This window comes from Bradyrhizobium sp., assembly GCF_035652035.1.
Classification (GTDB): Bacteria; Pseudomonadota; Alphaproteobacteria; order Rhizobiales; family Xanthobacteraceae; genus Bradyrhizobium.
This window is the reverse complement of the sequence record NZ_DASREO010000077.1, coordinates 21,141-41,762: the sequence shown is the minus strand read 5'-3', so window position 1 is coordinate 41,762 and position 20,622 is coordinate 21,141. Positions and strand designations below refer to the sequence as shown.

Here is a 20,622-nt window from a genome sequence, read left to right as displayed (position 1 = left end):
GCTTCGGCGGCCTGGCCGCTTGCTTCGGGGCCTGGACGTTGGTTTGCGGCAGCACCGTCGCAGGCGCATTTGCCGAAGGTGAGGGCGGGGCGTTCTCCGCAGGCGCTGGCGTTGGTGCCGTATTCTGCGGAGTTGGAGATGGCGTAGGCGCAGGTGTTGGTTCTGCAGTCTGCGATCGCGCGGTCTCCGCGAAGGTGCAGATCATGAGCGAGGCCACGCTTAAGGCTACGATGGGTTTGATAGGTACTTTTCTTGCGACTGGCATTGTCTCGATCCCAACAAACGCCGCGAACGAATCTATCGCTATGCGCGAATTCGAAAGCGGCTGCCGCGGACTTGCGGCGAACTGATTGCCTCGTCTTCCCAGGGGATCGACCACGAATGAAACGGCCAATCCCGCCAGGAAGTGTTCAAGTCAATGTCAGGAGATGGGAGGTGCGCGTGATTGGAAGGCCGCGCGCGCAGAGCGCGGATGGATGGTTGGCGCTTCCGTTGTCAGATGCGCGTGCTCGATCGTCGGCGGCAGCGGCAGCGCCGGTGGTGCGGCGGCCATCGCCGTGCTTGCCAGCGCGACTACGGCGCAGATCGCGCAGACATCGTCCGGATGATGATCCCCGTCGTGAACCGGCGCAGGGAGTTGTTGGGAGGATTGGAGCGACGGCGCCGTTGTTTGCGCCACGATCGCATGGAAGTGGCCGAACGACAGCGCAAACTGGACGACGAGCGCAAATAACGCTGCGCGCGCGCCAAGTCTGATGTTCGACCGGACCCATTGCATATCGATAGTGCCCCACGCCGGAAGCCGCTACATCCCCGTGGCTTCGACGTTACAACATAACATCGCAAGCGCGACGCTTCGATGTCAACTCCTCCGGTCGGAAAACAATTCGTGAGAGCGAGGCGACACGGCGCGTGTGGAATTTCGGCAACGTCGCGTGCCGCTCACGCGACTGATCAGCGCGCGAAGTGCATCGGCCAGATGTAGCTCTCCTGCGCGCCCGGCTTGGCAGCGGGGAAGGGCGGGAACGGGCTGGCACGATGCAGGATATCGAGCGCCTCGTGATCGAGCACGTTGTTGCCCGAGGATTTCGACACCTCGCTCAAAATCACGTCGCCTGCGCGGTTCAACGCGAAGCGCACCAGCACGGTGCCGGAAGCGCCATGCGCGTCCTTCGGATAGCGCTTGAATTTCTCAAGATGGCCGACTACGAGCGCGTTATAGGCGTTCGAGCCGGCCTCGGTGAATTCGCCGATGCGCGCATTCTTCGGCAGCGCGCGCGTCTCCGGCGCCGGTGTAACGGGCATCGGCTCTGGCTTTTCGATCTTCGCCTCTTTTTGCGGCAGTGTCACCTCTGCCTGCTGCGGTGGCGGTGGAGGCTGCACCACCTCTTCCGTCGACTTTTCCTCGACCTTGCGCTCCTGCATTGGCACCGCGGGTGCCTCCTGCATGGTCGGTCCGACGGCGACGTCCTGGTCCTGGAGCGTTGGCGCGGCGGCGTCCAACGGCGCCAGCGTCACGGCGATCGCCGGTAGAATGTTCTGTTCGACCGGCTGGCGCGCATACCAGAATGCGATCGCGCTGATGAGGGCCGCATGCGCCGCGAGAATGGTGATGCCCGCGAGCATCCATCGGGGCACACCGTTCCGTTCCGGCAGATAAAGCGCGAACGCGTTCATTGCTTTGCCGCTTGTGTCTCGAGGCCGACCAGCGCGAGCTTCAGGTGGCCTGTGTCGCGCAGCACGTTCATCACCTCCATCAGCTCGCCATAGCTGATGGACTTGTCGCCGCGGACGAAAATCGTCTCGTCCTTGTGGCCGTTGGTGGCGGCGTCGAGCGCGCTTGAAAGCTCGCCGCGCGGAACGATGGTCTCGCCGATCGCAATCGTTGCGTCGGACTTGATGGTGACGAACACCGGTTTGTCGGGGCGCGGCTGCTCGGACGCCGTCGATGCCGGCAGGTTGACGCCGATGTCGACGGTTGCGAGCGGCGCGGCGACCATGAAGATGATCAATAGAACCAGCATCACGTCGATAAACGGGGTGACGTTGATCTCGTGCAGTACGTCGAATTCGTCGGTGCTCGAACCGGATGGAAGACGCATGGCCATCGGCTTACTCCGCCGCTCGCGGCAGCGTCGCCGTATGGCGCAGTTGCCCGCGGCTGATGATCAGCAGCAATTGCGCGGAGGCGTCACCGAGCAGGGTGCGATAGCCGCCGATCATGCGCGCGAGATGATTGTAGATCACGACCGCCGGGATCGCCGCGACAAGGCCGAACGCGGTTGCTAGCAGGGCTTCCGCAATACCGGGCGCAACCACCGCGAGGTTGGTGGTGTGCGATTCCGAAATGCCGATGAACGAATTCATGATGCCCCACACCGTGCCGAACAGCCCGACAAAGGGGGCGGTCGCGCCGATGGTGGCAAGTATGCCGACGCCGCGCGATAGATGCCGCGTCATTGCCGCTTCGACGCGCTCCAGCCGCAGCGCGACGCGCTCCTTGAAGCCGTCGTCGACGATGCCATCGGAAAGCTCGGCCTCGCGCGCGGTGGAGAGGATCAGCTGCGCGACGGCGTCCCGCTTCTTCGCGCACGCGAGCGCGGCATCGGCAAGACTGCCGCCACGCTCCAGCATGGCAAGGCGACGGCGCGCCGCCCGCCTTGCGGCCTGGAGTTCGATGGTCTTGGCGAGCCAGACCGTCCAGGTGACGAGCGAGGCGAAAGCCAGCCCGATCATGACCGCTTTCACGACGATATCGGCATTGAGGAACATGCCCCATGGCGACAGGTTGTGCGGCAGCAGTGGATTTGCTTCCTGGGTGAGCGCGGAAGACGGAAGCATGACGCCGGCCGCAAGGGCGCCGGCCACGACGTAGGTTATTCGCCGATGCGAAATCCCGCCGCGTTGATGCTTCATGGTGCTTTGCTGCATCTTGTTCTCTCTTCACTGAATCGATTTCTGCCTGGCAAATGCCCTCTGTTCCCAGTTGGAGAGGCATGTCGCTGGCGCTGAATTATTTTCCGTCCACAGCTACCGGCGTCGCTTGGCGCGCCTTTAGCTGCAGCGGAAGGCCGATCGATGTCAGGAGAGTGGTGGCGCGCGTGATTGAAACGCCGCGCGCATGGTGCGCGGATGGACGATCGCCTCGCCGATTGGCAGGCGCGCGATTTCGAAAGCTTGCGGAACCGGTAGCGGCGGCGGCACGGCGGCCATGGCCGAACTTGTCAGGGCGACCGCGGCGCAGATCGCACAAAAGTCATCCGGATGTTGATCGGAATCGTGGCCGGGCGCCGGCTGATGCTGCGAGGATTGGATCGACGGAGCCGCTTGCGCGGCTAGGCCGTGGGCGTGGCCGAACCACAGGGCAAACTGAACGGCCAGCGCGAGAAGCGCCAGCCGGCTGCCATGCCTGATGTTCGAACGAAACCACTTCATCCCAAAAACGCCTCGCTCCGGGGATCAGGGTCCCCGCGCAATACCTGAATATTATAACGTGTTTAGGCCGCGCTCAACGTCCCTCGCGCACCCAGGTCGCGGCAAACGCGCCGAGCAGCAGCAACAGGCCGATCAGGCCTGCAAAGACCGGCAGGACGCCGACGCCCCGGACGACGCTGGCATCGCGCATTTTCACGCCCATCCAGCCGTCGCCGCGGAAAATGCTGGAGGCGCGAACCGGCACGATGCGCGGCAGATCGATGCTGGAGCCGTTGACGACGCGTTGTACGTCACCGCCGGTCGCTTGCGCCAGCGGCTTGAGCGTGTCGGTGGTGGAGGTGACTTCGGAGAATTCCTTCGGGTTGGTCGGGCCGACATTGATCAGCGCTTTCAGCGTGCCGTCAGTCGCCTGCCACAGGCCGAGTTCGTTGGCCGGCATCGTCGCCGTCCACACGCCGGGCTCGCCCGCGCTCAAGGTCAATTCGCGGGTGGCGCCGGACGGTGAGGTCACCGTCACAGGCGAAACGCTGTCGGCCATGGTTTGACGCTGCACGACGAGGTCATGGCCGTGAACCTGCAAGTGCAGCGCTTCCTCGTCGAGATCCGGCTGCTTCATCAGCCAGTGTGACATGCGCCGCAAGAGGTCGAGATGCGGGCCGCCGCCTTCATAGCCGCGCGCCCAAAGCCAGATATGATCCGACAGCAGCAGCGCAACGCGGCCCTCGCCAAAGCGCGACAATAGCAGCAGCGGCTTGCCGTCCGCGCCCGTGATGACAGGCGGGCTCGTCGCATTGCGCGTCTCCACCTCGCGGAAGAAGCGGCTCCAGTGCGGCGGATCGCTGTTCGAGCCTTCGAGGCCGCGCGTCACCGGATGGCGTTTGCCGAAGTCGCTGAGCACGGCATAAAACGGCTTCTCGCTGACACCGACCGGCTCGGCCGGAAGCACCGAATCCAGCGGCGTGCGCCAGATGCTGGTGGAGGATGCGTAGTCCGGACCGGCCGACACCAGCACCGCGCCGCCCGCCCGCACGTAGCGTGCGATATTGTCGAAATAGGCGATCGGCAGCACGCCCTGGCGCGCGTAGCGATCGAAGATGATCAACTGGAATTCGTTGATCTTCTGCTGGAACAATTCGCGCGTCGGAAAAGCGATCAGCGACAATTCGTTGATCGGCGTGCCGTCCTGCTTCTCCGGCGGGCGCAAAATCGTGAAGTGTACGAGGTCGACGCTGGCGTCGGACTTCAGCAGGTTGCGCCAGGTGCGTTCGCCGGAATGCGGCTCGCCCGACACCAGCAGCACGCGCAGCTTGTCGCGCACCCCGTCGATTGCGACCACGGCGCGGTTGTTGACGAGCGTCAGCTCGCTATCGAGCGGCGAAGCCTCGATCTCGACGATATTCTGGCCGGCATGCTTGATGTCGACGTCGACATTGACGGTCTGGCCACTTGTGACCGTGCGCTCGTTGAGCGTCTCGCCATCGACGCGCACCGTGACCTTGGCGCGCTGGCCGGTGACGCCCTGATCGTCCAGCCGGTAGGTGATGGTCTGCACCTGGCCGACGATGCCGAAGCGCGGCGCGGCCGTGATTGCGATCCGCCGGTCGCGCTCGTTCTTTTGACCGGTGATCAGCGCATGGACCGGCGCCTGAAAGCCGAGCGCGGTGGCGTTGGGTGGAATGTCGTGCACCCGTCCGTCGGTGATCAGGAAGGCGCCGGCAACGCGATCGACCGGTACGTCCGAGAGCACGGAGGACACCGCGCCGAACAACTTGGTGCCGTCAGTCTCGCCGTCGGCCTGGCCGGCTTCGACCACGCGCACTTCGAGGCCGGGAATTTTCTTTAAAGTGTCGACCAGGGCCTGCTGCGCGCGGGCGGTTTCCTTGGTGCGATCGCCAAAGCTCTGGCTGGGGCTCTTGTCGACGACCACTGCGGCGACCGACGATAATGGCTCGCGTTCTTCGCGGGTGAATGACGGATTGGCGAGCGCGAGCAACAGCAAGCCCAGCGCGAGCAGCCTGACCCACGCGCCGCGCGGACGTCCGATGAACAGCAACGCCGCAATCATGACGATCGCGACAAGTGCCGTCCAGAGCACAAGCGAGGGGATCAGCGGGGTAAACGCGATGCCGTAGTTCATGGCGTGGACCTGTCCGTGATCGCGGTCATCATTGTCCGAGCCGCTCGATCAATGCCGGGGCGTGCACCTGGTCGGCCTTGTAGTTTCCGGTCAGCGTGTACATCACGATGTTGACGCCGGCGCGGAAGGCAAATTCGCGCTGCCGCGGTTCGCCCGGCGTCAATGGCAGCATCGGTTGTCCGTCGGGGCGTATCGCCCAGGCGCCGGCGAGATCGTTGGACGTAATGATGATCGGCGAAACGCCATCGCCGCCGCGCGCCGGATGCGAGGCCGCGTCTTCATCTTCGTCGCGCGGCAACGCTTCGACCCAGGTCTGCCCGGTGTCGAACCGGCCGGGAAAGTCGCGCAGCAGATAAAACGTCTTGGTCAGCACGTGCTCGCGCGGCACCGGCTCGAGCTCAGGCACGTCGAGCGAGGAAAGAATCTCCCGCAGCGTTTGCATGCCAGGCGTTTGCGATGCGCCGTTGTCGCCGGGCGGCGCCTCGATGGCATCGCGCGTGTCGAACAGCACTGTGCCGCCTTGCTTCATATAGGCGTCGATCTTGTCGATCGCCTCCTGCGGCGGCTTCGCCGCGCCGGGAACAACCGGCCAGTAGATCAATGGAAAGAATGCGAGCTCGTCGTGCGCAGGGTCGATGCCGACGGGATCGCCGGCCTCGAGCGCTGTGCGCTGGGCCAGAAACAGCGTCAGACCCGACAGACCTGCCTTGACGATGGAATCGACGTCCGCATTGCCGGTCACGACGTAAGCGAGGCGCGTCTGCGTGGTCGCCTTGATGGCGAACTCGTCGGCCGCGCTGTCGGCTCTCGTCGGCGACGGCAGGCCGAGCGGCAACAACAGCGCGAGCAAGAGCGCCGCCGGCGCCGCGCGCCGCCGCAACAGACTGGCAATCCCGCCGCCGAGGAAGGCAACTACCAACGCGTCGATCAGGAACAACGCGAGCGCGGCGCCGAGCAGCATGCCGCGCAGATCGCGCGGCTCCGAATTGGTGTAACTGGCCCGCCGCGCGTTCAGGACCGACGTATCGAGCGGCGTGATGCGGTCGGTTGCCGCCAGCGTGTTGACCGCAAGCGGCCCATCGGCCGGGCCGTAGAATCCGGGCGGATGATCCAGCGTCGCCCGATCGCGGAAATTGGCGGCAAGGGGCTTTGCCGTCGAAGGCGGCGGTCCGAATGCGCCAAAGCCGTCGAGTATGCGCAGTGGCGCGACCGTCTCGGCGCTCGCGTCGCTGGTCGCGCCCGGAGCCGGGCCTGATGCGAAGCCGGAAACGTCGACGATCCGCCGCAGCATTTCGACGAAGGAGCCGGACATCGGAAGATCGGACCATTTCATGTCGGCGCTGACGTGGAACAGAGCGAGTAGCCCCTTGCCGCGGCGTTCGCCGGTGACGAGCGGCGTGCCGTCTTCCAGCGACGCCCAGCTCTTTGTCGGCAACACCGCGTCGGGCTCGGCGAGGACCTGCCGGTTGACGGTGACGTCCTTCGGCACCGCGAGCCCGGCAAAGGGTCCATCGGATGCGAAGGCTGCAAGGTGCTGCGGCTTTTCCCAGGTCAGACTGCCGCCGAGGCTGCGTCCGCCGCGGCGCAATTTCACCGGCACCAGATCGTCGTCGGCTTGCGCCAGCCGCGGGCCGGCAAAGCGCACCAGCACGCCGCCGCGTTCGATCCAGGCATTGATGCGCTCGCGAAGCTCCGGCGACAAAGTGCCGACATCCGCCAGCACCATCATCGGCAGCTTCTGATCGAGAAACTGCGAGATCGCCTGTTGCGGCGCGCCGTGATCGCCCTGCCTGACGTCGGCGAACGGCGCCAGCGCGCGGGTGAGATAGAATGTCGACGCCAACAGCGGTTGCGCGGTGTCGGAGCTCGAACCGGAGACGACGCCGACGGCGCGGCGGCGCCATCGCTTGTCGAGCAGTTGCACCGCACCGGCCGAGCGTTCATTAGAGATTTCCAGCCGCGCGATGTCGTTGCGCAATTCGACCGGCAGGTCGAACGAAGCCTCGGTCTCCCGCTCACCGGGCGCAAAAGCAAAACGCGCTTCCCCGATCGGCGAACCCTTCTGGTCGAGCCCGCGCACGGTGCCGCTGCCAACGTCGCCACCGGCGCGCAGCACCTTCACCGTCATCTTGGCGGCGGCATTTTCGGCCCCAGCAAGCGCGAGCGCGGGCGGCGTTCCGCCCTCGAACACCGTCACGACGCGGTCGCCGACGATTTTCTTCAGACCCTGCAGGAACTCGGCGCCGTGTCCGCTGTCGACACCATCCGACAGCCAGACGATCTCGCAATCGCCGGTCGCCTTCAGGAAGCGATCGATGATCGGAAGCGCTTCTGCCCTGTCGATCGAATAAGGTTTCGGCGACAGCTGGCGCAACGCCACGCGCGCCGTGCCGCCAGGCATGATGGCGATGTCGCGCGCAGGTTCCGAGAGCGGAATGAGCGCAACGCCGCGCCGGTCGTTGTCGGCATTTGCGATCAATTCGTCCGCAGCCTTGACGCGGGCATCCCAACTGGAGGCCGCGCTCCAGCCGTCGTCGATGACGATCGCGAGCGGCGCGCGCGAGGTGGTCGCGCCGACCGGCGGATTCCAGATCGGTCCCGCCGCAGCCAGAATGACCAAAGCCGCGGCGGCGAGACGCAGCGCCGTCAGCCACCACGGTGTGCGCGAAGGCGTCTCTTCCTTCGGGGCGATGTCAAACAACAGCCGCGTCGGCGGAAACTCGATGCGCCGCGGCCGCGGCGGCATTACGCGGAGCAGCCACCACAGCACCGGCAGGCTCAAAAGGCCGAGCAGCAGCATCGGTTCGATAAAGGAAAGCGGCAGACCTGCGATCATGCGCTGCGCCCCGCTTTGACTGTGGCGCCGCGCGCAGTTCCCTTGCTCACCATCATGCCCGAATGCAGGAACAGCAGCAGTTCAGCCGCCGAGCGGCTGGTGGTGTGGGTGGAAAACAGCCAATCGAGCTTGGCGGTCTCAAGGCGGATTTGCTCGCGGTGAAGCGCAAGGCGCGCGACGTAGTCGTTCGCCCAGCTTTCAGCGCGGCCCGCGATGATGATGTTTCCGCCTTCCGGCTCGACAAATTCAATGCGTCCCGAATAGGGAAAGGTTTCTTCGGCGGGATCGACGACCTGGATCATCGTGCCGTGCGCGCCCGATGCGGACAGCCCCGCAAGCATGCCGCGGATCTCCTCGATCGGCGACCAGAAGTCCGACAGCACCACGATTTCCGACAGCGGCGACGGCACAAAGGACGGCGGCAGGCTGAGGCGCGCCGCATCGTCGTGCAGCATCGCCTGCGCCATCTTGTCGATGATGCTGCGGCTTGCGGTCGGGCTGACGAGGCCGGGGATGCCGACTCGCTCGCCGCCGTCGACCAGAAGCTCGGCAAGCGCAAAGGCGACGATCAGCGCGCGCTCGAGCTTGCTGTCGCGCGCCTCCCGTGACGCAAACGCCATCGACGGCGAACGGTCCGGCCAGATCCAGACGGTGTGGGCGGCTTCCCATTCCTGCTCGCGGACGTAGAGATGGTCATCGCGCGCCGAGCGGCGCCAGTCGACGCGCTGGGCAGGTTCGCCGGACACGAAGCGCCGATACTGCCAGAAACTTTCGCCGGCGCCGGCGCGCCGCCGTCCGTGCAGGCCGTGAATGACATTGGCTGCGATCCGCCGTGCTTCCAGCACAAGGCGCGGCAGCGATGCGGCGAGCGTTCGGCTTTCGCCATCGGCACGTCGGACTGCTACTGCCTCCCTCGCGGTGTGCTCGGTGGCTGCGGCCATCAGCCAATCCGCATTTTCAACTGTTTGATGACGTCGGCAATGGTGCGGCCTTCGGCGCGGGCCGAGAACGTCAGCGCCATGCGGTGTTTGAGGACCGGCTCGGCAAGGTCGAGCACGTCGTCGACCGATGGCGCGAGACGCCCGTCAAGCAGTGCACGGGCGCGAACGGCGAGCATCAGCGATTGGCTGGCGCGCGGGCCGGGGCCCCAGGCGATCAGCTTGCCGGCCTCGCCGCCTTCAGGACCGGGGCGCGCCGAGCGCACCAGCGACAGGATCGCCTCGACGACGGAATCGCCAACCGGCAGGCGGCGCACCAGGCGCTGCGCCGTGATCAATGTTTCGGCGTCCATCGCCGCTTTCGCCAGCGTCTCCTCGGCGCCCGTGGTTTCAAACAGGATGCGCCGCTCGGCATCGCGATCGGGATAGTCGACGTCGATTTCCATCAGGAAGCGGTCAAGCTGCGCTTCCGGCAACGGATAGGTGCCTTCCTGCTCGAGCGGATTTTGGGTCGCGAGCACGTGGAACGGCTTCGGCAAGTCGTGGCGGGCGCCCGCAACCGTAATGTGCTGCTCCTGCATGGCTTGAAGCAGCGCGGATTGGGTGCGGGGGCTGGCGCGATTGATTTCGTCCGCCATCAGAAGCTGGGCGAACACGGGTCCGGCGATGAAGCGGAACGAGCGCTTTCCGGTATTGCTCTCGTCCAGCACCTCGGCGCCGAGAATGTCTGACGGCATCAGGTCCGGCGTGAACTGGATGCGTTTGGCGTCGAGCCCGAGTGTGACGCCCAAGGTTTCGACCAGTTTGGTCTTGGCGAGGCCGGGCACGCCGATCAGGAGCGCGTGTCCGCCGGACAGGATCGTGACCAGCGTGTTTTCGATGACCCGTTCCTGGCCGAAAATAACGGTGGAAATCGCTTCTTTGGCGGCGCGGATCTGCCCCGCGACTTGTTCGGCCGAACGGACAACGACGTCCTCGAGTTTCTCGACACTGTCAGTGCCAGCCATTCCGTTCTCCTTAAACCTGAACCTTAAGTTCGCCGCTCGTTGGCCGCCGATTTCGTCGGGTCCATGCTAAACTCACGCGAAGGCCCTGTATCCGTTGAATTAAACTATCCCCACAATATCGACATTTAGGGGTATGAACCGCATCACGATGTGGCGACTTGATCCGCAAGAATACGGTTGAATTCGTTCAGGACAGACGCGCATTGCCAGCGTCGAATGATCAGATTCTTGCACCAATCGTGCCAAAACCAAGCGTCCCGAAACCCGACTGTTCCAATTCTCAAGGCTCAAACTCACGGCAAACCATGGCGAAGCAAGGGCGGGAACCGGTTCAAAGTCTTGAAGGTCTCACAGCCGCAGCAAAAGACGCTGCGAATGGCAATGCTGCCGGAAAAGGCTTGCCTCCGGTGCACCTCTGGAATCCGCCCTTTTGCGGCGATCTCGATATGCGAATCGCCGCCGACGGCACTTGGTACTATATGGGGACGCCGATCGGGCGCCCAGCTCTGGTCCGGCTGTTTTCGACAATCCTCAAGCGCGAAGATGGTAAGCACTTTCTTGTGACGCCGGTCGAAAAAGTCGGCATTCGCGTCGACGATGCGCCGTTCCTGGCGGTCGAAATGGTCAAGGAGCAGGGCGAGGAGGGCCGGTCCTTGCGCTTTCGGACCAATGTGGACGACTGGGTGGCGTGCGATGAAGCGCATCCGCTGCGTTTTGAGCCCTCTGCCGAGGGCGGGCTGACGCCTTATCTGCATGTCCGTGCCGATCTTTGGGCAAAGGTTACACGCGCGCTCTATTATGATCTGGTTGACATCGGCGAGGCGCGGATGGTCGATGGTCGTGAGATGTTCGGGGTCGCATCGTCAGGAGCATTCTTTGCGATGGCGGATGCGGAAGTGGTGAGGGGCGGCTAATACCGCCGATCTGAAGTCCCCGCGGTGCGGGCTGCGGGTTTTTTCGGGGACTTCAGATCGAAAGCGGTATTGGATTTAATAAGTTTGGTAGTGCCCATAACTTTCCGAAGTTCGTGAAGGTGGGCGCTGCGAGGGAGCACGAACTTCGGAAAGTGGGCACTACCTTGAATCAAGCGATGGCGGAAAACGATCCCGCCACAATCAGTTCAGCGGAGTTTTTCGATCGCGCGCACGCGCGGTTGAACTTCGATATTCCCGCGGGTCTGACCGATCCGAACCAGATTCCCGAGAGCGGCGACCGGGGCACCGACCGGATGCTCGAGATTCTGTCGCGCGAGCAGCCGATCCGCCCCGCAGCGGTGTTGATCCCGGTGATCGACCGTCCGCAGCCGACCGTGCTGTTGACCCAGCGCTCGGCCCATCTCAACGAGCACGCCGGCCAGATTTCCTTTCCCGGAGGCAAGATCGACAAGGCGGACGCCTCGCCGCTCGATGCGGCGTTGCGTGAGGCCTGCGAGGAAGTCGGTCTGGCGCGCGAATTCATCGATCCGATCGGCTATCTCGATCTCTATGGAACGAGCTTCGGCTTTCGCATCCTGCCGACGGTGGCCCGCGTCAAGCCCGGCTTCACGTTGCGCATCAGCGCGTCGGAAGTCGACGATGCGTTCGAGGTCCCGCTGGCGTTCTTGATGAATCCGGCAAACCACCAGCTTCACAGCAAGGAATTCCGCGGCATGGAGCGCTTTTTCTACGCCATGCCCTACGGCGAGCGATATATCTGGGGCGCGACGGCCGGAATCCTGCGGGTGCTGTACGAACGGATCTTCACCCCATGATCCGTTCGGCCCTTACCGAGATCGGAGTCTTTCTGATCCCGTTTGCGGTCTACGCTCTGTTTCTGGTCGCCACCCGTTCCGGATTGCTGGCAACGTCCTCCTGGCCCGTGGTGATCATTGGACGATTGCTGGTCGGCTCGCTGCTGCTCGTTCTCGTCAGTCTGATCCTGCTCGCCCAGTTCTCCGGCGCGCCGCCGGATTCGACCTATTTTCCAGCGCATGTCGAGAACGGCAGGGTCGTTCCCGGGGTCGAGCGATGACGAGCGCGCGGCGATTGGACAACGCGCCGTGGCTGAAGACCGGCCCGGCAGCGCGCGTGCTCAAATTGCTCAATACCGACGGCGAGGAAGCGCGCGTGGTCGGCGGCGCCGTGCGCAACGCGCTGCTTGATCTCCCCATTGGCGACGTCGACATCGCAACCACGGCCTTGCCGGAAGAAGTTGCGCGCCGCGCGAAGGCGGCCGGCATCAAGTGCGTGCCGACCGGTATCGAGCACGGCACGGTGACGCTCGTGGTCGATGCAAAGCCGTTCGAGGTTACGACGCTGCGCGAGGATACCGAAACCTTCGGCCGCAAGGCCAAGGTGGCATTCGGCCGCGACTGGGTGCGCGATGCCGAGCGGCGCGACTTCACCGTCAATGGCCTGTCGGTCGATCCGGAAGGCAACGTTCACGACTATGTCGGCGGCCTCGATGACATCGCGGCGCGGCGCGTGCGTTTCATTGGCGAGCCGGAAAAGCGCATCGCCGAGGATTACCTGCGCATCCTCCGCTTCTTCCGGATTCACGCCGCCTATGGCGCGGGCGAACCGGATAGCGCCGGATATCTCGCCTGCATCGGCGGCCGCGCCGGACTTATTGGTCTTTCGGCAGAACGAATCCGTCTCGAAATCCTGAAGTTGATGGTCGCGGACGGCGCGGCCGGCAGCGTGACAGCGATGGTGGAGGGCGGCCTGTCGCTGCCGATTTTCGGCGGCGTCGCTTACACGGGGCCGTTTGCGGCCCTCATCGGAATCGAACAGGCGCTGGGTCTTTCGCCCGATCCGATCCGCAGGCTCGGCGCGCTCGCGGTCGCTGTCACGGAGGATGCAAGGCGCGTGGCCTCGCGGCTGCGGCTGACCAATGCTGAGACCAAGGCGCTGGATTCCATGGGCCATCGCTGGTGGCGGCTTGGCGGAATGGACGAGGCGCGCGCGCGGCGCAGGCTCTATCGCCTCGGTGAAGAGCGCTATCGCGACCGGCTGTTGCTGGCCTGGGCGCGATCGGGCGCGCGAAGCGAGGATACCTCGTGGCGAGAACTGGCGAGCCTGCCGGCGCGCTGGACGGCGCCGAAATTTCCGCTTCGAGCAGCCGACTTTCTTGCGCGCGGCATTGCACAGGGGCCAGAGCTCGGACAGGTGCTGGCATTGGCGGAGGACGCCTGGCTCGCAGCGGAATTCCCGCTCGACCAGGCCGCGCTAGATACCATCGCCGATCAGGCCGTGGCGCGCTTGACCAGCAAGCCGTGAATCTTCTGTCCGGCTTTGCCGACATTTCGGCTATCCAACTCGTGCTGGTCGCCGGCGTTGCCCTGTTTGCCTCCGTCGTCGGCGGTGTGGCGGGTTACGGCACCGGCGCGCTGATGCCGCTCGTATTGGTGCCGTTGATCGGCGCGGAGCCGGTGGTGCCGATCATCGCGATATCGGCCATTTTCAGCAATTTCAGCCGCGCTGCCGCCTATCGGCGCTACGCCGATCGCCGCCGCGCCGGCATCGTGATCGTGGCATCGGCGCTAACGACCGCGCTCGGTGCTTACGGCTACACGATGCTGACCAGCGCCGGTGCGGCGATCGTGATCGGCTCCATGCTGATCCTGAGCGTTCCACTGCGGCGCTTTGCGCGGCGGCGGAAATTGAAGATCGACGAAACGGGACTCGGCCTGAGCGCCGTTGCTTATGGCGTCGTGGTCGGCGGCACCTCTGGTTCGGGCGTCATTCTGCTGTCGCTGCTGATGGCGTCGGGCCTCGAAGGCGCTGCCGTGATCGCGACCGACGCCGTGATTTCGCTTGCCACTGGCGTCATCAAGATCTCCGTGTTTGGCCTCGCCGGTGTCGTGACGCCTCAGGTGATCGCCTTTGCGCTTCTGATCGGCGCCGTCGCGCTGCCGGGCGCGTTCTTTGCGAGAAGTTTTGTCGAGCGGATGCCTCTGCACATCCACGCGGCCATTCTCGATGCCGCCGTGATCACCGGCGGACTCGTCATGATGTCGGCCGGGTTACGGCATCTGATTTGATTCAAGAAAGGCTCAAGGCCATTTCACTTCCGGCGGCATGGACGACAGGATCGAATCCACGTTGCCACCGGTCTTGAGACCGAAGATCGTGCCACGGTCGTAGAGCAGGTTGAACTCGACATAGCGGCCGCGCCGGATCAGTTGCTCCTCGCGGTCGGTCTCGCTCCAGGCGCCGGCGAAATTGCGCCGGACCAGTTCCGGGTAGATTTTCAAAAAGGCGCGGCCGACATCCTCTGTGAAAGCGAAATCGGCATTCCAGTCGCCGGAATCGTGATGGTCGTAGAAAATGCCGCCGATGCCGCGCGCCTCCTTGCGGTGGGGCAGATAGAAATACTCGTCGCACCACTTCCTGTATTTTTCATACGGCGCAACAGCCGCATGCGCATCACATGCGGCTTTCATGGCGGCGTGGAAGGCCACCGTATCGGGATCATCCTGCGTTCGCCGCCGGTTGAGCACCGGCGTCAGATCGGCGCCGCCGCCGAACCACGCCTTCGTCGTGACGATGAAGCGCGTGTTCATATGCACCGCGGGGACATGCGGACTGCGCGGGTGGGCGATCAGCGAAATGCCGGTCGCCCAGAACGCGGGATCATCTGACGTTCCCGGAATCTGGGCGCGGAATTCCGGCGCAAACTCGCCGTGAACGGTCGAGCAATGAACGCCGACTTTCTCGAACAGCCGTCCGTGCATCATACCCATGACGCCGCCACCGCCCGGTTGGCCGGTATGGTCGGTGCGTTGCCAGGGCGTCAGCACAAAACGGCCGGGGCTGCCTGCATAAAGCGCAGCCGGAGCCTCGTCTTCGAGGCGCTCGAGCGCGGCGCAAATGTCGTCGCGCAAGCGTTCGAACCAGGCTCTTGCGCGGGCCTTGCGTTCGTCGAGCTTGGAAACATCCATTGATCGTGCCCTAATCTGTCGGAGGCCGTCCGGCTCCGGTCTGCCGGTGCGCCTCGCCTAATGCCATGGCCGCAGCCATCGCGACATTGAGCGAGCGCAAAGTAGGCTTGATCGGGATCACGAGGCGCACGTCGGCGGCCTCGGCGACCTCCGGAGGAACGCCCGCGCTTTCCCGCCCGAATAACAAGATGTCCGACGGCTGATAGCGAAAATCAAGATATGGGGTGGCTCCCTTGGTCGTGAACAGGAGCAGCCGATGGCCGCCTTGCCGGCGCCATTCCTCGAATTTCGTCCAGGAATCGTGGCGCACCCAGTTCACCTGATCGAGATAGTCCATCCCGGCACGACGAAAGTTGCGATCGGATACCGCAAAGCCCGCGGGCTCGATGATATGGGCGGTCGCGTCCATGCAGGCGCAGAGCCTCAAGATCGTGCCGGTGTTCTGGGGAATGTCGGGCTGGTAAAGCGCGATCTGCATCCGATTCCAATCGCCGTGTCCTGACTGGCCGCTGTCACGCCCGTTTCACAAGGAACGCCAGAGTCAAAGCCACACTAGAATCATATATTTGCCGGTGTCCCTTTGCTTCAGACCTTCGAAACGGGGCCCGGCTCGCGACGAGATACGGATGCCAGAACCGGGACACCAGAAATATGCAAAAAAGCGCCGTGCCGCGCGTAATTAGTGCATTGCACGCCGCTCAGCCGATAGCGGGCTTGCGCTATTCCGGCAAGGGTGCCAATAGAACGATTCTGGACTGTATCTTTTGCCGATAGGGGTCGGAAAAGGCCGGTCTTTCTGCCGCCGCGGGGGTCGCGGGCGCCGGCAGCCTCCCGGTCACCGGGGCGGTTCCGGCTGCAGCTTATGAAAGGGTTTGGAATCGTGACGACAGCGTCTTCGGCGGAGCATCCGACACGCCGTGATTTCCTCTTCGTAGCAACCGGGGCTTTTGCCGCCGTGGGTGGGGTGGCCTCGCTATGGCCGTTTATTTCCCAGATGAACCCGGATGCCGCCACGATCGCGGCCGGCGCGCCGATCGAAGTCGATCTGGCGCCGATTGCCGAGGGACAGGACATCAAGGTGTTCTGGCGCGGCAAGCCGATCTACATCATGAACCGCACCAAGAAGCAGGTCGAGGAGGCGCGGAGCGTCGCCGTCGACAGCCTGCGGGATCCGCAGAGCGACCAATCCCGGGTCAAGGAAGGCCATGACAACTGGCTGGTCGTGATCGGCATCTGTACCCATCTCGGTTGCATCCCGATCGCCCATGAAGGCAACTACGACGGCTTCTTCTGCCCCTGCCACGGTTCGCAGTACGACTCCTCGGGTCGCATTCGCCAGGGGCCGGCGCCGGCCAATCTGCCCGTCCCGCCCTATCAATTCGTCTCCGACACCAAAATCCAGATCGGCTGAGGTGAGGGGCGCCACGCCCTTCGACCTTGTCGCGTCGTCTTAATTCCCTAGGGATCGCAACATGAGCGGACCATCCGACTTCCAACCAACCAATCCCGCGCTCAAGTGGATTGAACGGCGTCTTCCGATTTTCGGCCTCATGCACTCCTCGTTCGTGGCCTATCCGACGCCCCGCAACCTGAACTACTGGTGGACCTTCGGCGCCATCCTGTCGCTGATGCTGGGCTTGCAGATCCTGACCGGCGTGATCCTGGCGATGCACTACACGCCGAACGCCGATCTCGCTTTCAGCTCGGTCGAGCACATCGTTCGCGACGTCAACTTTGGCTGGCTGCTCCGCAACATGCATGCCGCCGGCGCGTCGATGTTCTTCTTCGCCGTCTATGTCCACATGTTCCGCGGCCTGTATTACGGGTCATACAAGGAGCCGCGCGAGGTGCTGTGGATTCTCGGCGTCATCATCTATCTCTTGATGATGGCGACCGGTTTCATGGGCTACGTGCTGCCGTGGGGCCAGATGAGCTTCTGGGGCGCCACCGTCATCACCAATCTTTTCTCGGCCATTCCCTATGTCGGCGACAGCATCGTAACGCTGCTCTGGGGCGGCTACTCGGTCGGCAACCCGACGCTGAACCGGTTCTTCTCGCTGCACTACCTGCTGCCGTTCCTGATCGCCGGCGTCGTGGTGCTGCACGTCTGGGCGCTGCATGTCGCGGGCCAGAACAATCCGGCCGGCGTCGAAGCCAAGACCGAAAAGGACACGGTGCCGTTCACGCCGTACGCGACGATCAAGGACATGTTCGGCGTGTCCTGCTTCCTGCTGCTCTACGCCTGGTTCATCTTCTACATGCCGAACTATCTCGGCGATGCCGACAACTACATTCCGGCCAATCCGGGCGTGACGCCGGCGCACATCGTGCCCGAATGGTACTACCTGCCGTTCTACGCGATCCTGCGTTCGATCCCGAACAAGCTCGCGGGCGTGATCGCGATGTTCTCGGCGATCCTCGTGCTGGTGTTCCTGCCCTGGCTCGACACCGCCAAGACGCGTTCGTCCAAGTATCGTCCGCTCGCCAAGCAGTTCTTCTGGATCTTCGTCGTGGTCTGCATCCTGCTCGGCTATCTCGGCTCGCAGCCGCCGGAAGGCATCTACGTCATTGCCGGACGCATCCTCACCGTCTGCTATTTCGCCTACTTCCTGATCCTGCTGCCGCTCTTGTCGCGCATCGAAACGCCGCGGCCGGTCCCCAATTCGATCGCCGATGACGTGCTCGCCAAGTACAGCAAGACGGCTGCCTCGGTAGTGGTCGCGTTTCTGGTCGCAGGCGGTCTTGTTGCGGGCTCGACGCAGAACGCACGCGCTGCCGAGGAAAGCAACCCGCCGGCGCAGACATGGTCGTTCTCCGGCCCTTTCGGCAAATATGATCGCGGCGCTTTGCAGCGCGGGCTGAAGGTCTACAAGGAAGTCTGCGCCGCCTGCCACTCGCTGAATTACGTGGCGTTCCGCAACCTCGCCGATCCCGGCGGTCCCGGCTATTCGGCGGCACAGGCGGCGGCTTTCGCGTCGGAGTACAAGATCAAGGACGGTCCGAACGATTCCGGTGACATGTTCGAGCGGCCCGGACGGCCTGCCGATTATTTCCCGGCGCCGTTCCCGAACGAGCAGGCCGCTGCAGCCGCCAACGGCGGCAAGGCGCCGCCGGATCTGTCGCTGATGGCCAAAGCGCGTTCCTATGAGCGCGGCTTCCCCTGGTTCGTCTTCGACTTCTTTACCCAGTTCCAGGAGCAGGGGCCGAACTATATCGTCGGCATCCTGACCGGCTTCGAGGACAAGCCGCCGGCGGGCGTCACCGTTCCCACGGGCACGTACTACAACAAGTACTACCCGGGCCACGCCATCAAGATGCCGAAGCCGCTCTCCGACGGCCAGGTCACCTTCGATGACGGCTCGCCCGCGACTGTCCAGCAATACGCCCATGACGTCGCGACGTTCCTGATGTGGGCGGCAGAGCCGCAGATGGAGGCGCGCAAGCACCTCGGCCTGCAGGTCTTCGTGTTCCTGATCATCTTTGCCTTCCTGATGTATTTCACGAAACGGAAGGTCTGGGCCGACGCCCACTGATCGTTGATCTAACGCCAAATCTGAAAAAAGCCCCGCAAGGGGCTTTTTTTATTGCCTTCAGATCATTGGCTTCACGGTGATTTTAGCGTTTTGGCGATCCCGCGCGTTAGCCTGGATGATTGCGCTGGCCATTCGCTGCGGACAGAATGCCGCCAATCAAGGCACAGCCACAGGAGCAAACATGGGCACCATCATCACTTTCAAACGCCCTGACGGCAAAGAAGCGAACGGCTACCTCGCCAATGCCGCGAAGGGCAACGCGCCGGGCTTGGTCGTCATCCAGGAGTGGTGGGGGCTACAGGACCAGATCAAGGGCTTGTGCGATCGCTTCGCGCGAGCCGGCTTCGACGCGCTGGCGCCTGATCTCTACAAGGGCAAGGTCGTGCCCTATCACGACACCGACGCCGCCGGCAAAGAGATGAACTCGCTCGATTTCATGGACGCGACGACGCAGACGGTGCGGGGCGCGGTGCAATACCTGGCACGTAACGGCGCCAAGGTCGGCCTCACCGGCTTCTGTCTCGGCGGCGCGGTGACGATCATCGGCGCCACCAAAATTCCGGAACTGACCGCTGGCGTCGTGTTCTACGGCATTCCGCCGGAAGCCGCCGCCAAGCCTTCCGACGTGAAGATCCCCTTGCAGGCGCATTTCGCCAGCAAGGACGACTGGTGCACGCCGCAGGTGGTAGACAGCTTCGAGAAGGCGATGAAGGAAGCCGGAAAATCGCTCGAGCTGTTCCGCTATGACGCCGACCACGCTTTCGTCAACGAGCAGCGCATGGCGGTGCATGATCGCAAGGCAGCCGAACTCGCCTGGGGTCGCGCGACGGAGTACCTGCACAAGCATCTCGGCTGACACGCCCCGCAATGAAGATCTTCTGCACGGGCGCATCGGGCTATATCGGCGGATCGGTGGCGGCGCATCTGGTCGCGGACGGCCATCGGGTGACCGGGCTGGTCCGCTCGCCAGACAAGGCCGATGCGATCCGCGGGCGCGGCATCACGCCGCTAATCGGCACCCTCGATGACGCAGCGACACTGGCGCAGGCCGCGCGCGAGGCCGACGCCGTCGTCAATGCCGCGAGCGCCGACCACAAGGGCGCGGTCGATGCGCTGCTCGGTGCGCTCGCCGGCAGCGGCAAGCCCTTCATCCACACATCGGGATCGAGCATCGTCGGCACGCGCAGCAGCGGCGAGCGGTCGGATGCGGTGTTCGACGAGGATACGCCGTTCACCCCATCGCCGGCACGAACCGCGCGCGTGGCGCTGAACAAGCAGATCCTCGCGTACCGCGACAACGGCTGCCGCCCTGTCATTATCTGCCCGAGCCTGATCTATGGTTCTGGGCTCGGCGTCGAGCCGCACTCCACGCAAGTGCCGCTCCTGATCGAGCTCGCGAAAAAGCGCGGCAATGCCGCGCATGCCGGTCCGGGTGCGAACATCTGGTCCAACGTGCACATCGACGATCTCGTCACGCTCTACGCGCTCGCGATCGACAAGGCGCGCCCGGGCGCGTTTTACTTCGTCGAGAACGGCGAGAATTCGATGCACGAGGTATGCGTCGCCATCAACCGCATGCTGGGCTTTGCCCGGGAGCCATCAGCGATGTCGATGCAGGAGGCGGCAGCCGTTTGGGGCGAGGGCACGGCAGAGGACACCATGGCCTCCAACAGCCGCGTCCGCGCCAAACGCGCGCGGGCCGAACTCGCCTGGCAGGCGAAAGCGCGGAGCTTGATCGCGGAGATCGAGCAGGGCTGTTATCGGGAGTAGTTTAGCAACTTGGAAGCTCGTGCTAAGGGTGCGCTGGATCTGCCC

General features: G+C 64.0%; 20 protein-coding genes. 9 read left to right on the top strand and 11 right to left on the bottom strand.

The annotated features are described in order from the left end of the window. Positions 1–421: 421 nt before the first annotated feature. From VFB05_RS21075 to VFB05_RS21035, 9 genes are all read right to left on the bottom strand, one after another. Complete coding sequence (locus tag VFB05_RS21075; RefSeq protein WP_325015744.1) at positions 422–778, bottom strand: DUF2946 family protein; 357 nt, start codon at positions 776–778, stop codon at positions 422–424. A gap of 176 nt (positions 779–954) precedes the next feature. Next, a complete protein-coding gene (locus VFB05_RS21070) occupies positions 955–1,677 on the bottom strand; it encodes a TonB family protein (protein ID WP_325015742.1) in 723 nt (240 codons plus the stop codon). After that, entirely contained in the window at positions 1,674–2,108 is a 435-nt protein-coding gene (exbD, locus tag VFB05_RS21065; protein ID WP_325015740.1) for a TonB system transport protein ExbD, read from the bottom strand. The genes VFB05_RS21070 and exbD overlap by 4 nt, the downstream gene beginning before the upstream one ends. Before the next feature lie 4 nt (positions 2,109–2,112). Beyond that, positions 2,113–2,916 (bottom strand): tonB-system energizer ExbB, encoded by an 804-nt coding sequence (gene exbB / locus VFB05_RS21060; protein ID WP_414643231.1) that lies wholly within the window; start codon positions 2,914–2,916, stop codon positions 2,113–2,115. Positions 2,917–3,081: 165 nt separating this feature from the next. Continuing rightward, positions 3,082–3,435, bottom strand: coding sequence for a DUF2946 family protein (locus VFB05_RS21055; RefSeq protein ID WP_325015738.1), 354 nt, complete (start codon positions 3,433–3,435; stop codon positions 3,082–3,084). Positions 3,436–3,508: 73 nt separating this feature from the next. Next, complete coding sequence (locus VFB05_RS21050; protein ID WP_325015736.1) at positions 3,509–5,572, bottom strand: hypothetical protein; 2,064 nt, start codon at positions 5,570–5,572, stop codon at positions 3,509–3,511. A 28-nt stretch (positions 5,573–5,600) separates the two neighbouring features. Then, complete coding sequence (locus tag VFB05_RS21045; RefSeq protein WP_325015807.1) at positions 5,601–8,405, bottom strand: DUF4159 domain-containing protein; 2,805 nt, start codon at positions 8,403–8,405, stop codon at positions 5,601–5,603. Then, a complete protein-coding gene (locus VFB05_RS21040; protein WP_325015734.1) occupies positions 8,405–9,349 on the bottom strand; it encodes a DUF58 domain-containing protein in 945 nt (314 codons plus the stop codon). Before VFB05_RS21040 ends, VFB05_RS21045 begins: the two co-directional genes overlap by 1 nt. Continuing rightward, positions 9,349–10,353, bottom strand: coding sequence for a MoxR family ATPase (locus tag VFB05_RS21035; RefSeq protein ID WP_325015732.1), 1,005 nt, complete (start codon positions 10,351–10,353; stop codon positions 9,349–9,351). The genes VFB05_RS21040 and VFB05_RS21035 overlap by 1 nt, the downstream gene beginning before the upstream one ends. A gap of 305 nt (positions 10,354–10,658) precedes the next feature. Here VFB05_RS21035 and VFB05_RS21030 point away from each other — a divergent pair, with 305 nt between their 5' ends. The 5 genes from VFB05_RS21030 to VFB05_RS21010 all read left to right on the top strand — a co-directional run bounded on the left by VFB05_RS21030 (position 10,659) and on the right by VFB05_RS21010 (position 14,374). Beyond that, positions 10,659–11,267, top strand: a complete 609-nt coding sequence (locus VFB05_RS21030; RefSeq protein ID WP_325015805.1) for a DUF1285 domain-containing protein — start codon at positions 10,659–10,661, stop codon at positions 11,265–11,267. A gap of 176 nt (positions 11,268–11,443) precedes the next feature. Next, the gene (locus VFB05_RS21025) at positions 11,444–12,103 is read left to right on the top strand and encodes a CoA pyrophosphatase (protein ID WP_414643230.1); all 660 of its coding nucleotides are present in this window, start codon (positions 11,444–11,446) and stop codon (positions 12,101–12,103) included. Beyond that, positions 12,100–12,363, top strand: coding sequence for a DUF6111 family protein (locus tag VFB05_RS21020; RefSeq protein ID WP_325015727.1), 264 nt, complete (start codon positions 12,100–12,102; stop codon positions 12,361–12,363). Before VFB05_RS21025 ends, VFB05_RS21020 begins: the two co-directional genes overlap by 4 nt. Further along, positions 12,360–13,610 carry a CCA tRNA nucleotidyltransferase gene (locus VFB05_RS21015; RefSeq protein WP_325015725.1) on the top strand — a complete coding sequence of 417 codons (1,251 nt, stop codon included), beginning with the start codon at positions 12,360–12,362 and terminating at the stop codon, positions 13,608–13,610. The genes VFB05_RS21020 and VFB05_RS21015 overlap by 4 nt, the downstream gene beginning before the upstream one ends. After that, positions 13,607–14,374, top strand: coding sequence for a TSUP family transporter (locus VFB05_RS21010; RefSeq protein ID WP_325015723.1), 768 nt, complete (start codon positions 13,607–13,609; stop codon positions 14,372–14,374). The genes VFB05_RS21015 and VFB05_RS21010 overlap by 4 nt, the downstream gene beginning before the upstream one ends. 12 nt (positions 14,375–14,386) lie before the next feature. Here VFB05_RS21010 and hemF read toward each other — a convergent pair whose 3' ends face one another. Beyond that, the gene (gene hemF / locus VFB05_RS21005) at positions 14,387–15,274 is read right to left on the bottom strand and encodes an oxygen-dependent coproporphyrinogen oxidase (RefSeq protein WP_325015721.1); all 888 of its coding nucleotides are present in this window, start codon (positions 15,272–15,274) and stop codon (positions 14,387–14,389) included. Positions 15,275–15,284: 10 nt separating this feature from the next. Next, positions 15,285–15,752 carry a tRNA (cytidine(34)-2'-O)-methyltransferase gene (locus VFB05_RS21000; protein ID WP_325015719.1) on the bottom strand — a complete coding sequence of 156 codons (468 nt, stop codon included), beginning with the start codon at positions 15,750–15,752 and terminating at the stop codon, positions 15,285–15,287. 402 nt (positions 15,753–16,154) lie between these two features. Here VFB05_RS21000 and petA point away from each other — a divergent pair, with 402 nt between their 5' ends. The 4 genes from petA to VFB05_RS20980 all read left to right on the top strand — a co-directional run bounded on the left by petA (position 16,155) and on the right by VFB05_RS20980 (position 20,577). Continuing rightward, the gene (petA, locus tag VFB05_RS20995) at positions 16,155–16,685 is read left to right on the top strand and encodes a ubiquinol-cytochrome c reductase iron-sulfur subunit (protein WP_325015717.1); all 531 of its coding nucleotides are present in this window, start codon (positions 16,155–16,157) and stop codon (positions 16,683–16,685) included. A 61-nt stretch (positions 16,686–16,746) separates the two neighbouring features. Then, entirely contained in the window at positions 16,747–18,807 is a 2,061-nt protein-coding gene (locus tag VFB05_RS20990; RefSeq protein WP_325015715.1) for a cytochrome c1, read from the top strand. A 181-nt stretch (positions 18,808–18,988) separates the two neighbouring features. After that, positions 18,989–19,663, top strand: a complete 675-nt coding sequence (locus tag VFB05_RS20985) for a dienelactone hydrolase family protein (protein WP_325015713.1) — start codon at positions 18,989–18,991, stop codon at positions 19,661–19,663. Positions 19,664–19,674: 11 nt separating this feature from the next. Continuing rightward, positions 19,675–20,577, top strand: coding sequence for an NAD-dependent epimerase/dehydratase family protein (locus tag VFB05_RS20980; RefSeq protein ID WP_325015711.1), 903 nt, complete (start codon positions 19,675–19,677; stop codon positions 20,575–20,577). Positions 20,578–20,622: the final 45 nt, after the last annotated feature.